This is a genomic window from Pseudonocardia zijingensis (genome assembly GCF_042657305.1).
Lineage (GTDB): Bacteria > Actinomycetota > Actinomycetes > Mycobacteriales > Pseudonocardiaceae > Pseudonocardia > Pseudonocardia zijingensis.
In genome coordinates, this window is sequence record NZ_JBHSKO010000001.1 from 185,104 (window position 1) to 197,085 (window position 11,982).

Annotated in this window: 15 protein-coding genes; 12 read left to right on the top strand and 3 right to left on the bottom strand. The window is 72.2% G+C overall.

The window, feature by feature from the left end:
- The first annotated feature begins 51 nt into the window (after positions 1-51).
- The 7 genes from ACFPL3_RS01035 to ACFPL3_RS01065 all read left to right on the top strand — a co-directional run bounded on the left by ACFPL3_RS01035 (position 52) and on the right by ACFPL3_RS01065 (position 2,639).
- A complete protein-coding gene (locus ACFPL3_RS01035) occupies positions 52-546 on the top strand; it encodes a hypothetical protein (RefSeq protein WP_343944939.1) in 495 nt (164 codons plus the stop codon).
- 189 nt (positions 547-735) lie between these two features.
- A complete protein-coding gene (locus ACFPL3_RS01040; protein ID WP_343944938.1) occupies positions 736-1,164 on the top strand; it encodes an HIT family protein in 429 nt (142 codons plus the stop codon).
- Positions 1,161-1,568 carry a hypothetical protein gene (locus ACFPL3_RS01045; RefSeq protein WP_343944937.1) on the top strand — a complete coding sequence of 136 codons (408 nt, stop codon included), beginning with the start codon at positions 1,161-1,163 and terminating at the stop codon, positions 1,566-1,568. The genes ACFPL3_RS01040 and ACFPL3_RS01045 overlap by 4 nt, the downstream gene beginning before the upstream one ends.
- A complete protein-coding gene (locus ACFPL3_RS01050) occupies positions 1,565-1,900 on the top strand; it encodes a hypothetical protein (protein ID WP_343944936.1) in 336 nt (111 codons plus the stop codon). Before ACFPL3_RS01045 ends, ACFPL3_RS01050 begins: the two co-directional genes overlap by 4 nt.
- A 48-nt stretch (positions 1,901-1,948) precedes the next feature.
- A complete protein-coding gene (locus tag ACFPL3_RS01055) occupies positions 1,949-2,098 on the top strand; it encodes a hypothetical protein (RefSeq protein WP_343944935.1) in 150 nt (49 codons plus the stop codon).
- Complete coding sequence (locus tag ACFPL3_RS01060) at positions 2,095-2,340, top strand: hypothetical protein (protein WP_343944934.1); 246 nt, start codon at positions 2,095-2,097, stop codon at positions 2,338-2,340. Before ACFPL3_RS01055 ends, ACFPL3_RS01060 begins: the two co-directional genes overlap by 4 nt.
- Positions 2,337-2,639 (top strand): DUF1360 domain-containing protein, encoded by a 303-nt coding sequence (locus tag ACFPL3_RS01065; RefSeq protein ID WP_343944933.1) that lies wholly within the window; start codon positions 2,337-2,339, stop codon positions 2,637-2,639. Before ACFPL3_RS01060 ends, ACFPL3_RS01065 begins: the two co-directional genes overlap by 4 nt.
- On the opposite strand, the gene ACFPL3_RS01070 is transcribed toward ACFPL3_RS01065, so the two are convergent.
- The 3 genes from ACFPL3_RS01070 to ACFPL3_RS01080 all read right to left on the bottom strand — a co-directional run bounded on the left by ACFPL3_RS01070 (position 2,631) and on the right by ACFPL3_RS01080 (position 3,966).
- Positions 2,631-3,071 (bottom strand): GIY-YIG nuclease family protein, encoded by a 441-nt coding sequence (locus ACFPL3_RS01070; protein WP_343944932.1) that lies wholly within the window; start codon positions 3,069-3,071, stop codon positions 2,631-2,633. The two genes, ACFPL3_RS01065 and ACFPL3_RS01070, sit on opposite strands and share 9 nt — an antisense overlap.
- On the bottom strand, positions 3,068-3,616 hold the full coding sequence (locus ACFPL3_RS01075) for a hypothetical protein (RefSeq protein ID WP_343944931.1): 549 nt from the start codon (positions 3,614-3,616) through the stop codon (positions 3,068-3,070). The genes ACFPL3_RS01070 and ACFPL3_RS01075 overlap by 4 nt, the downstream gene beginning before the upstream one ends.
- A 110-nt stretch (positions 3,617-3,726) precedes the next feature.
- Entirely contained in the window at positions 3,727-3,966 is a 240-nt protein-coding gene (locus tag ACFPL3_RS01080) for a hypothetical protein (protein WP_343944930.1), read from the bottom strand.
- A 141-nt stretch (positions 3,967-4,107) separates the two neighbouring features.
- On the opposite strand from ACFPL3_RS01080, the gene ACFPL3_RS01085 reads away from it, so the two are divergent.
- From ACFPL3_RS01085 to ACFPL3_RS01105, 5 genes are all read left to right on the top strand, one after another.
- Positions 4,108-4,764 carry a DCL family protein gene (locus ACFPL3_RS01085; protein ID WP_343944929.1) on the top strand — a complete coding sequence of 219 codons (657 nt, stop codon included), beginning with the start codon at positions 4,108-4,110 and terminating at the stop codon, positions 4,762-4,764.
- A gap of 386 nt (positions 4,765-5,150) precedes the next feature.
- Positions 5,151-6,137, top strand: coding sequence for a Fic family protein (locus tag ACFPL3_RS01090; RefSeq protein ID WP_343944928.1), 987 nt, complete (start codon positions 5,151-5,153; stop codon positions 6,135-6,137).
- A 65-nt stretch (positions 6,138-6,202) separates the two neighbouring features.
- Positions 6,203-8,926 carry a hypothetical protein gene (locus ACFPL3_RS01095; RefSeq protein WP_343944927.1) on the top strand — a complete coding sequence of 908 codons (2,724 nt, stop codon included), beginning with the start codon at positions 6,203-6,205 and terminating at the stop codon, positions 8,924-8,926.
- The gene (locus ACFPL3_RS01100) at positions 8,923-9,186 is read left to right on the top strand and encodes a hypothetical protein (protein WP_343944926.1); all 264 of its coding nucleotides are present in this window, start codon (positions 8,923-8,925) and stop codon (positions 9,184-9,186) included. The genes ACFPL3_RS01095 and ACFPL3_RS01100 overlap by 4 nt, the downstream gene beginning before the upstream one ends.
- Positions 9,183-11,981: a hypothetical protein gene (locus ACFPL3_RS01105; protein ID WP_343944925.1), complete on the top strand. Its 2,799-nt coding sequence runs from the start codon at positions 9,183-9,185 to the stop codon at positions 11,979-11,981. The genes ACFPL3_RS01100 and ACFPL3_RS01105 overlap by 4 nt, the downstream gene beginning before the upstream one ends.
- Position 11,982 lies beyond the last annotated feature (1 nt).

Sequence of the window (11,982 nt, forward strand, 5' to 3'; positions counted from 1 at the left end):
CCCACGAAGGCCCGCCGCCCCGGCGGGGACCTGCAGGGCCCGCCGCCCGGGGTGCCCCGCCAGGTCCGCGCGATCACCGTCACCATCACGCAGCTCGACGACGGCCGCTGGCGCCTCACCCAACCCCGCGTACCCGGCTGGGCCGCCGCCGCCTCCACCCCCGGGGAGCTCGCCGCCGCGATGCGCCGCGGGTTCGTCGAGGCGCAGGTGGCTGCGCACTCCCAGTGGCGCGGCCACGTGTACGACGCTGCCGTACCGACGTACCGCCGCTCCCGCCCCGCCGCCCGATCCCGTCGCCGCTGCGACGTGTACGACCCCACCGAGTGGCGCCTCGACCCCGACGACTCCACGAAGTGGATCTCCCCGAAGGGCCACAAGTACCCGGAAGACCGGCAGGCCGTACAGCGCGTGATGAAGGCCCGCATCGACATGGGCCTCCCCGCCCGGCCGGACCCAGTACAGCCCGACCCACAGCCCGCGACGGTCACGTCGATGACCGCGCGGCACGTCGAGCACCACGCCGACCGAGGGGAGAGGTCAGCGTGAACCGCCACACCCGCGACGGCCTCGTGGTGCTCGGCTACACCGCGACCATCGCCGCTGTCGCCTTCCTGCTGATCAGCCTCTGGCCGGCCCGATGACGGTGTTCGTGTTCGCCGCGCTCGTCGTCGGCGCCGTGTTCGGGGCGCTCGTCGCCCGCGCCATCAGCCTGCTCGACCACCAATGGAGGAGACCGTGACCAGCCCACCCGCCTGCGTGTTCTGCGAGATCCTCGCCGGCCGCGCGCCCGCCACGGTCGTCGCCGAGTGGCCCGAGGCGCTCGCGATCGTGCCGCTCGGCCCGGTCGTCGACGGCCACGTCCTCGTGATCCCCCGCGTGCACGTCGAGGACGCCGCCACGAACCCGGCGGTCACCGCGATCACGTTCGGGTTCGCCGCCCGGTACGCGCGCGAGCAGCGCCGCCCCTTCAACCTGATCACGAGCGCCGGGCCGGAGGCCACGCAGTCGGTGACGCACCTGCACGCCCATTACCTCCCCAGAGCCGCAGGTGACGGGCTGGTGTTGCCGTGGGGTGACAACACGCGGCACGTCACAGGCGCCGAGCAGCCAGCGGAGGGGTCGGCGCTGCCGCGCGCGCCCGCGAGCCGCACGGGGCGCGGATGAACCGCAAGCAGATCCGGCAGGCGGCCGTCGAGTGTGACGAGCTGATCCAGCAGATGGCGTCCGGCAGCCGCGACGGCACCCAGCTGTGGACCCTGGCGTCGCGCACCCTGGCGCGCGCCGCGACGCTGCTCCACGGCCTCGCCGCTGCGCCAGCGACGGTGACCGTTGCTGCGGAGCTGGAGCCGGTGCCCGAGCCGACGAGCCGGCTGGAGTTCGAGGTCACCGGCGGCGACCTCACCGCCCTCCGGGCGCGCGCCGTCGAGACCCTCGACGCCTTCGCAGGCGGCCGCACCTACCGGTTCGACGTCAACGCCTACCCGCACACCGCCACCTTCGACGGCCAGATCACCAGCTGGCGCGCCGACATCACCGCCATCTTCGACCCCCTGGAGCCCACCCCATGAGCACGACCGTGGTCCGCGGCCGCTGGTTCCCCGCCAGCGTCGTCCTCCCCGACGGCCGCACCCTCCGCAAGACCCGCGTGATCCTCGCCGAAGGCGGCGAGCACGCCGGCATGTGGGTGTACACGCGCCCCGACCAGGTTGAGTTCCACGCGCCCATCAACTGGCTGCAGCAGGCCGAGATCCCCACCGGCCGCCGAGCACGGGCCGGGGTCGACGTGCAACTCACCGACGGCACCGTCGCCGTCATCACCCCCGGCACCGAGTGCAAGTGCGGGCAGCTCGGCCGCTGGGCCGGACCGTCCTGGGCTACGAACGTCGCGGTGCGGCCGTGAGTGAGGAGCAGATGCGCCGGGCCGCGCTCGCCGGTCACGAGGCGCTCGATGGCATCGCCCCGTTCCTGGAGACGATCGAAGGGGTTCGTCGCCGCGACCCGCCGCAACGGCTTCACCGAGGAGCAGGCCCGCGCCATCGTCGCCTACATGTTCGGCTGGCACCCGGCCGACGGGAGCAAGCCGGAGGACGCAGCGTGAAGGTCGAGACCGACATCGATCACACCGACCTCGACGACGATGGCGACGAGGACACCCCGGAGACGATGGTGTTCGTGTCGATCCACATGCCCGACGGCATGCGCTACTCCGGCACGGTCGCCTGCGAGGGCACCCCGAGCACACCGCGGCTGGCCGAGATGCTCCGCCAGGCCACCGAGGGCGCAGCAGCCACGCACTCGCCGCAGCTCGGCCGCCTCCTCGCCGGTGGGGGCTCACGGTGAGGCCGGAGCGCCCGAGCAGCGCCGTCGAGGCCACGGTCGACGCGCTCGCCGTGCACCGGCTCACCCGGCTCGTGCAGGACGACGAGGTGTGGCCCATGCCCGAGCTGCGCGAGGCCTACCTGCGCCGGGTCGGCGAGAGCCGGTGGGCTGACCTCGCCTCGTGCCCGTGGTGCCTCAGCGTGTGGATCGCGGGTGGGGTCGTGGCGGCCCGGCTCCTCTTCCCGCGGGCGTGGCCGTGGGTGGCACGGGTGCTCGCCGGCTCCGCGGTGGCCGGGCACCTCGCGCAACTCTCAGGCTGACGCCTGCACCACCCACCGCCGGACGGTGCGGGTCAGACGTTCCTGGTTCCGGCCGTCGGTGAGCATCACCAGCTTGCCGTGCTCGTCGTAGAGGCGAGTCAGTCCGGCCTCGTCGGTCATGAGGCGCATCCCATGCGCGGCCGCGAAGTCGCGCGGGTCGTCGAGGTCATACTCGATCGGCACCCGCTGTCCGCGGGCGATGTTCCAGAGCGGGGCCTCGTCGCGGATCGCCTCGGCTTCCGCGCGCAGGGCTGCCTGCCGCGACGGGTGCGTCTCGACCGCCACGTCGGCGACGTCCGACCACCAGGGCTGCGTGCGGGCATGCGCGGTCATTCGGGCGCGGACGTTGTCTGTGATGCCGACGTAGAGCAGCCTGCCGGTCGAGTCGCGCAGCCGGTACAGGAACGTCGGGAGGGCAGGGAGAGCGGTCAACGGTTGGTCCCTCCGGATCCGTTCTCAGCCTTGCGTGGCGCAGGCCCTGGGTTCGTCCGCCGGGTGCGGGCCCAGTGCTCGGCGGTCGAGCGCAGCCAGTAGCCGTCGATGACCTGGTCGGGGAAGTTGTCGCGCTTCCCGGCCCGGCGGTCGCTCAGGTACTGGTAGATCCGCTGGCGGGTGAGCCCGGTCAGCTCGCCGAACTGCTCGGCGTTGACCATCGGCGGAATGACGGGCCGCTGGGCGCGCCGGCGCAGCTCGGCCTCGCTGACGATCTCGATTGCCTCCCACTCACGGACGACCGCCCCGACCTCGCTGAGCTCGATCTGCAGGTTGCGCACCGCTGTGCCGACGAGCTGGGCCGGGTCGAGGTCGGCCGGCGCGGAGACGAGCCCGGAGACGCGTAGCCACGGCTCGTCGCGGCTCGTGGAGGTCATGCCGAGGTCGAATCCGGCGTTGTGGGCCCAGCGGGCGGCGACGTCGCGCGCGTGGTCGTCGTCGAGCTGGACGTCGGTCCGGAGCGCGAGGTTGATGGAGTAGTTCATGACGAGCATCCTGTCACATTGCTTGTCTCGGTGTAATGGCGGAGGGTCGGGCCGTATCCTCGGAGGGGGAGCCCCCTGCCAGCCATTCCCTGGCAGGGGGCTCCCGTCGATCACTCGCGGTCCGGATCGAAGCTCTCGGGAGGCACGAAGCCTTCGAGCACTTCCAGACCAATCACCACCACGATGAGCGATGCGAGGTGCTCCCTCGCGTTCCGCTCGAAGTAGGCGGCGGGGATGCGGTGCTTCCTGCGCCCGTCGGGCGTCAGGATGGTCACCTCCTCCTCCGTGATCGTCAGGCCAAAGCCCTGGTCGGCCAGGGCTACGAGGACCTGCTCTCCGAAGTCGGTCACCCGATCTCCTCTCTGTAGTTGTTGGCCTTACATGAACTACTCTAACACGGGAATGGAGTAGATTGTGTAAGGAGCTAGGTAACGGGAGGGTCACGATCGGCGGCGGATCGAGGTGTCAGACCCTGCCGCCACACTCCAGACGTGGCCCCCTACCTGCTTGGCGCGCGCCGGTACCCATCGAAGAAGGCCGCCCGAGACGAGTTCCGGCGCATCCTGAACAGCAACCCCGACAACGTCCCGCTACGTGGCGAGGACGCTGAGTTGGTCTCGCTCCTGGTTCACGCGGGCCGTCACCCGGAGGCTGCCGAGAAGGTCGGGCCGGGCGTCGTCGACGTCGTGATCCGCCGCTCTGAGTTCGGCACACGCGGCTTCTGGCTGGTCCGACGGGACGGGAGCATCGTCGACTTCTCGTACCTCACCGCCCTCGACGGTCAGTCCAGCGTCGAGGCGGAGGCGCGCGCGGCGCTGCGTTGGGAGGTCAACGACCAGATCCTCGCGTTCCGCGACGTACACGCCGCCGACCTCGCCGGCGGGACCGTGACCTGCGGCCTCTGTCAGCAGCTGATGACTCCGGACAACGTCCACGTCGACCACCACGAGCCGACCTTCGACGAGCTCGCCTCGCGCTTCGCCGAGGTCCTGGGAGGCTGGGACCGGCTCGTCATCGAGTGGGTCGGCGCAACCGGACGCCGGCTGCAGAACCGCGACCACGGCGATGTTTGGCAGACCTACCACCGGCAGACGGCACAGCTGCGGCTCACGCACCGACGGTGCAACCTCTCGCGGGCGCGCACCTGAGACGGCAACCGGCCGACCATCTGGGCGGGGAGTGCATCGACCGCGTCCCGGGCTGATCGACCCGCTCATTCGAGCGGCCGGATCCGTCAGCGCGCCGTCGCCGAGCTTGGCGCGATCTTGGTCGGCGACCCGGGCTGGGTCTTCCCGTGTGCGCTCGTCCCGCGTCCTGCATCGCCGCGGTCTTCGACTACGCAGCCGGTCTCACCGTGCTGTCTGTGCAGGTCAGGGCGACGCGCACGGTGGTTTGTCAACAGAAAGTCGAGCGCAGAGGCCATACCTAATTGCTCCGCTCGATATCTAGTTACACTCATGTCATGCCACCGCGTGGACGAGGCCGGCCGTCCAGGGCCGAGGTCTATCAACGTCTCCGGCACTCGCTCGACGACATGCAAGCCAGGTTCGGTGGCCTCCCGACGCGCCTTGAGGCCGAGGCTATCTGGCGTGACATCTGGCGGGAAGAGGTCCACAACAGCACGGCCATCGAGGGGAACACGCTCGTCCAACGTGAAGTCGACGAGCTGCTTGATCGCCGTATGACAGGCGCCCGGAGGAAGGACCTCGCGGAGTACCTGATCGTGCAGGGCTACGCGAACGCGGCCGACTGGGTGTACGAGACGGGGATCGACCCTGCCGGGGACTGGTCGACCGGTGAGCTGTTGACCTTGACCGACGTCAGGCACGTGCACGACATGACGATGTCGCTGGTGTGGGCCGTCGCCCCGCATCCACAGGCCACAGAGCGCGAGGGACCAGGTCAGTTCCGCCGCCGGGAAATCGAGCGGTTCAGCAGCGGCATGCAGCCACCCACCTGGACCGTCGTAGACGGCGAGATGAGGGACTGGCTCGACCGCGTGAACGCGTTGCGGTGCGACGCCCGGTACCCCATCGAGGCGATCGCCAGTTCTCATGCGGAGTTCGAGCGCATCCACCCCTTCATCGACGGCAACGGCAGGACGGGGCGGCTGCTGCTGAACCTCGTCCTTGTGCGCTTGGGGATGCCCCCGGCGATCATCTACAACAGGGACAGGGATCGGTACCTTGTCGCGCTCAGCCGTGCCGACGGTGGGGATGTTGGTGCGCTCGCAGAGCTCCTTGCCAGAGCGGTGCTGAACAACCTCAACCGGCTGATGCTGCCCAAGCTGGCAGGGCCTGCTCGCCTTGTTCCGATCGCGACGTTGGCCAACGACGAGATCAGCCACTCTGCCCTGAGGTCGGCAGCGCAGCGTGGCGCGTTGAAGGCTGTTCAGGATCCGGTTGGGCAGTGGCTCAGCACGCGAACGAACGTCGAGGAATACATGGCCCAGCGGGGAACGAAGCGTGGTCGGCCGAAGCTGTCAACCACGCGCCGTGAGACACGCGACTTGTCGGCTTAGCCGCCGGGGCGCCCTGAACCTCAGTCACTGGCCAGACGAGGTCAACCGAGGACAGGGGTGCGCGCGTGGCTGTGCTGGGTCGTCGCGCGTCCACCACCACCGACGAACGGCCGCCGCGCGCCCAGCTCAAGGTCCTCCGCGCCGACGGGCAGCGCATCGATCTGTCCAAGCGCGACGCCGGCGCCCTGCTCGTCGCAACGAGGCAGGGCTGGCAGTCCCAGGCCTACGCCTACCGCGACCTGATCGGCGAGCTCCGGTACGCGCTGCGGCTGCGCGCCCAGTCCGTGGCCCGCTGCCGCTTCTACATCGCCCAGGCCCGCCCGTGGCCGGAGGACCCGGTCCCGCTCGACGGCGACGACCACGACTTCGACGCGCAGCTCGCCGCGGACGCCCTCGTCAACTTCGAGCGCATCCCGTTCGACCACGAGCCCGACGGGTTCACCGCCCGCCTCGACGAGAACCTCGGGATCGCCGGCGAGGTGTGGGTCCACATCGACGGCGCCGAGCAGTTTCACGTGCGGTCGGTCAGCGAGATCGCTGTCTCCCCGGACGGCCGGGTCACCCTGCAGACCCTGCCGACCGCGACCGCCGGCACCACCCGCGTGATCGACCCCGCGCGGGAGGACCTGCTGCGCTGCTGGGTGCCTCACCCCGAGTGGGGGCAGCTGGCCGACTCGGCGCTGCGCACCAGCCTCGACGTGTGCGAGGACGTCGTGCTCGCCGGTCGGGAGCAGCGCGCCGCCGCCCGGAGCAGGGTCGCCGCGAACGGGTTCCTGCTGATCCCCGCGGGCCTGTCGATGCTCGCGCAGCGGCAGGACGACGAGCACGACGACTCCGTCATGTCCGACACGTTCATGGCCGACCTGACCGCGGCGATGCTCGCCCCGATCCGCGACGACGGAGACGCGCAGGCCGTCGTCCCGATCGTGCTCCGCGGCGACCCCGACGACCTCGACAAGGTGCGGCATCTGTCGGTGCAGCGCGCCGACTCCGAGGAGCTCATCGCCCGCCAGTCCGCCGCACTGCTGCGCCTGCTCAAGGGCCTCGACATCCAGCCCGAGCAGGTCGAAGGCGTCGGCGGCATGAACCACTGGGGCGCCTGGATCATCGACGCCCGCTCCATCAGGGACCAGGTCGAGCCCGCGGCGGAGACCATCGCCGCCGCGATGATGCAGGCCTACATGCGGCCCGTGCTCGAGTCCCTCGGCCACAAGCCCGAGGACATCGACCAGCTCACCATCGCCGTCGACCCGTCCCCGCTCGCCGAGAACCCCAACCGCGGCCAGGACGCGAGGGACGCGCACGCCGCGTTCGCGATCAAGGACGAGACGCTGCGGGAGGCCCTCGGGTTCGGAGAGGAAGACGCCCCCGACGACGACGAGCTCGTGCGGCGCCTCGCCCTCTCCGGGCGGCTCCCCGTCGACGCGACGGCCGCGCTGCTCGGCCTCGCCCCCCAGCAGCAGCCGCAGCCGGTCACGATCGACGCCCAGCCCGCCGAGCCGCGTGAGCTGCCCTCCGCCGAGCAGGAACGGCCGGTCATCCAGGATGGGGAGGCCACACCTGCCCGGGGCACGCCGGAGCAGCCAGCCGCCGAGCGTGCCGCGCCGGCCACATCGCCCGCTCCGGCCGGGCCGATCGTCGCCGCCGCCACCGAGCCCGACCCGTACGGGCTGCACGTCGACATCGACGCCCCTCGCCGACTCGCCGACGTCGACGCCGAGCTCGCCGACCGCATCCTCGTCGCCGCCGACGCCGCGCTCGCCCGCGTTCTCGAACGCGCCGGCGCCCGCGTCCGGTCGCAGGCCCAGAAGGACCGCGCGCTGGCCGCCAGCATCAAGGGCCTGGACGCGCACCTCGTCCCGGCCACGATCGGCCGGGCCCGGGTCGAGGCGCTCGTCTCGATCTCCGACCTCCTCGCCGACGGCTACGCCCGCCTGCGGGGCCAGTTCGAGCGGTGGCTCGGCGACGCCGCCGCCCAGGTCGCGGAGATCCTCCTCGACCTCCTCGGCATCCCGACGCGCAGCCCCCGCGCCGACGAACTCCGCGCCCGCGTCCGCACCCGCCTCACCGCCCGCACCGGGCAGGCGTGGCAGACCCTCGCCGAGCGGCTCGACGCCGCCGCGGAGGAGGCGCTGTTCCGGCCCGACCCGCTCGTCCCCGAGGAGACACCAGGCGAGCCTGTCGACACCCTTCTGCGCCCGCAGGACGTCGAGGACGTCCTCCGCGTCGCCGGTGGTGCTCAGCCGATCCGCGAGCCCGGGCGGGAGTCCTCCCACACCCGGGCGCCGCGGCTGGAGGAGACCCCCGGGCCGGGCGGGTTCGGCGCCGGCCCCGACGTCACCGCGCTGGTCGGCGAAGAGGGCGGGGTGCTGCTCGGCTGGGAGTGGCAGTACCGGTTCGGCATCCAGCGTGGGGACCGGTTCGCGCCGTGGCACACCGGCCTGGACAAGGTCCGGTTCGCCACCTTCACCGACCCGAAGCTCGACACCGCCCCGGAGACGGCGTGGATCGGGCCGTACTACTTCCCGGGCGACCACCACGGCTGCCGCTGCCGCACCGTCCCGATCTACGCCGTCCCCGACATGGAAGACGGCATCGTCGCCCGCCGGCTGCGCGAGGCGCAGGGCGACCCGCGCAACGTGCTCGCCGCCCAGGTCGCCGCCGACGACGACGCGGCCGGCCGGGTCGGAACGTCGCTGCAGCAGGAGGTCGAGGTCCGCGACCGCATCCACGACGCCGTGCAACGCCTCGAACGCGAGTACATCGACAGGAACGGGGACGACTCGTGAAGCCGAGCATCGGCCGGATCGTGCACTACGTCAGCTATGGCACGCCGGGCGGCGAGTACATCTCCCAGTGCCGCGCGGCGATCATCGCAGGCCTTGACGAGCACCCGGAGGACAACGAGCCCGGCGAGGTGTTCGCGTCGCTCGTCGTCCTGAACCCGACCGGGATGTTCTTCAACCAGCTGTGCATGCAGGACGAGACCGAGAACGTCGGCGGCACCTGGCACTGGCCCGAGCGCGTCGAAGAGGAGCCGCTGGCATGACCGCACCGATCGAGACCGTCGTCGAGGCGGTCACGGACGAGCCCACCATGGAGGTCGTCGACGAGCAGGCGGGGGAGATGCGCGTCCGCTTCCCCGTCCTCGTCATCGAAGGCCTCGACACCTCGGACGGACGGTTCATCGAGGCCGGTGCGCTCACCCACCGGGCACTGCCGCTGTCGCTGCTCGCGCAGCCCGAGGCCGCGCACGGCGGCGACGAGCCGGGCCCCGCGATCCTGGTCGGCCGCATCGACACCATGGAGCGCGTCCCGGGCCCCGAGGTGATCTCCCGCCGCACCGGCGAGCCGTTCCCCGAGGGCACGTTCGTGTGGCAAGCGACCGGCGCGCTCAACCCGACGATCGTCGTCAACGAGCGCGGCACCACCATCGGTGACCTCGTGCGCCCCCGCTACCTGCGCGGCGTCTCCGTCGACCTGGCCGGCATGGACTACGAGATCGCCGGCGAGGACGGCTTCGACGTCGCCCCGGCGAACCCGCGGCGGCAGCTCGTCACCTACGGCGCCGAGGTCGCCGCCGCCACCCTCGTGCCCATCCCGGCGTTCGGGGACGCCTACATGGAGCTGGAGGACGAGGACGGCCCGCGGGAGCCGCTCGCCCCCGAGGACCTCCCCGACGAGCTGCTCGCCGCCGCGGTGCCCGCCTGGCGGTCGAGCGAGGTGGGCGACGAATGCGGGCTGTGCCTCGCCGGGCTCCTCGCCGCGGCCGTCGGCGAGCGGATGGTCGCCCGGATCCCGGAGGACGCGGTCGAGCAGTTCACGGAGGTCATCGACTCCGGTGAGGAGCGCGACGCCGTAGAGCTCGCGACCGCGCTCGTGCAGCACATCGCCGACAACTGGGCCGCCGACCTCGAGGAAGATCCCGACGACGTCCTTGCACCCGGTTACGAGCCGGACGCCGCCGTCACCGCGGCCGCCGACGAGCCGCACACCGGCGGGATGATCGCGCTCGTCCCCGCCGACCCGGGCGCGCTGGTCGTCGAGGGCGGCGACCCGGCCGAGGAGCTGCACCTCACCCTCGCCTACCTCGGCGACGACGTCACCGGCTGGCCTGCCGAGCAGATCGCCGCCGTGCTCGACGGCGCCCGCCAGATCGCCGCCGTCACCCCGCGGGTCGAGGCCGAGGTGATGGGCCACGCCGCGTTCAACCCCGGCGACGCCAACGACTTCGAGCCGTGCGCGGTCTACCTCGTCACCGGCGACATGTTGCCCGCGCTCAAGGGCGAGGCGGCCGCGTTCGACGTGTCCGAGCACCCCGTGTTCCTCCCGCACGTCACCGCCGGGTACGGGCTCGACCCGGCCGACCTGTCGTACGTCGGGCCGGTGCAGTTCGACAGGCTCCGCGTCGCGCTCGCCGACGAGGTCCACGACTTCCCCCTCGGCGACCCCCGCGCCGACGACCCCGACGATGACGAGCCGGGCGAGGACGAGCCCGACGAACCGATCGTCGCGGCCGCCGCGATACCCGACCAGGTGGTCGAGTCCGACGACGAGGTCGGGCTGCCCGACGTGCCGCAGCCCTGCGAGCTGGGGGACCACCCTGCCGTCCGGTCGCTGCTGTTCCGCGGCGGCGACGCCTACGCCCCGGTGTGCGACGAGCACGAGCAGGACGCCCGTGACCGGCTCGCGGCCGACGGCGACGAGGTCACCGCGGTCGTCGACATCGAGCAGCCCGACGGCGAGGACCTCGACGAGGAGGTCGTCGTCGCTGCCGCCGCGGCACGACCGCCCGCCGCCTGGTTCACCGACCCGCAGCTCGACGGCCCAACCCCGCTCACGATCGACGAGGACGGCCGCATCCGTGGCCACGCCGCCACCTGGGGCGCCTGCCACATCGGGTTCCCGCAGCAGTGCGTCACCGCGCCCCGCTCGACGTCCGGCTACGCCTACTTCACCACCGGCGCCGTCCTCACCGACGACGGCCAGCAGGTGCCGGTCGGGTCCATCACCATGGACACCGGCCACGCCCCGACGAGCATGTCCCGCCAGGCCGCGGCCGCGCACTACGACCACACCGGTGCAGTCGTCGCCGACGTCGCGGTCGGCGAGGACGCCCACGGCATCTGGGTTGCCGGCGCACTCCGCGCCAGCGTCGACGAGCAGACCGCCGCCCGGCTCCGCGCCTCCGCGCTGTCGGGGGACTGGCGCCGCGTCCGAGGCGGCCTCGAGCTCGTCGCGCTCCTCGCGGTGAACGTGCCCGGCTTCCCGATCCCGCGCGCCCGCGTCGCATCAGGGGAACCGCTCGCGCTGGTCGCCGCCGGCGCACTCAGGTCGGCCACGACCGCGGCGCACGGCCTCGTGATCGGCAACGAGCTGATCCAGAGCATCGACGTCGGCAAGATGCAGGGCCTCGCCGCAGTCGACCCCGGCCGGGTCGACCTCACGTCGCTCGCCGACGCGATCGCCGAGAGACTCGAGCAGCGGCAGCAGGCCGGGCAGCTGTCCACGCGCCACGCCGCCCTCCTCGCGCAGCTCGACGACAGCCCCGACCGGGCAGCCGCGCTCCTGGCCGAGCTCGACGACTCCCCGCAGCGCGCCGCCCAGCTGCTCGTCGCCCTCGACGACGAGGACGACGACTACGCCTCCCAGATGCCGGCGCAGCTGCGCGAGTCCTACCTGCGCGGCGAGGTTGCCGCCCGCATCCGGTGGGGAACCCCCGGGGACTTCCGCCGGTGCGTCGCCCAGGCGACCGCCCACGGCGTGCCGGCGCGGATGCGGGACGGCATGTGCGCCGAACTCCACCACGCGGCGACCGGGCTATGGCCCGGTGATCGAAACTAGC

Excerpts from the sequence above, each read along its gene's own strand:
- ACFPL3_RS01105 (WP_343944925.1), top strand. The coding sequence starts at position 9,183 with ATGACCGCACCGATCGAGACCGTCGTCGAGGCGGTCACGGACGAGCCC.
- ACFPL3_RS01050 (WP_343944936.1), top strand. The coding sequence starts at position 1,565 with ATGAGCACGACCGTGGTCCGCGGCCGCTGGTTCCCCGCCAGCGTCGTC.
- ACFPL3_RS01055 (WP_343944935.1), top strand. The coding sequence starts at position 1,949 with ATGGCATCGCCCCGTTCCTGGAGACGATCGAAGGGGTTCGTCGCCGCG.
- ACFPL3_RS01090 (WP_343944928.1), top strand. The coding sequence starts at position 5,151 with ATGCAAGCCAGGTTCGGTGGCCTCCCGACGCGCCTTGAGGCCGAGGCT.
- ACFPL3_RS01045 (WP_343944937.1), top strand. The coding sequence starts at position 1,161 with ATGAACCGCAAGCAGATCCGGCAGGCGGCCGTCGAGTGTGACGAGCTG.
- ACFPL3_RS01075 (WP_343944931.1), bottom strand. The coding sequence starts at position 3,616 with ATGAACTACTCCATCAACCTCGCGCTCCGGACCGACGTCCAGCTCGAC.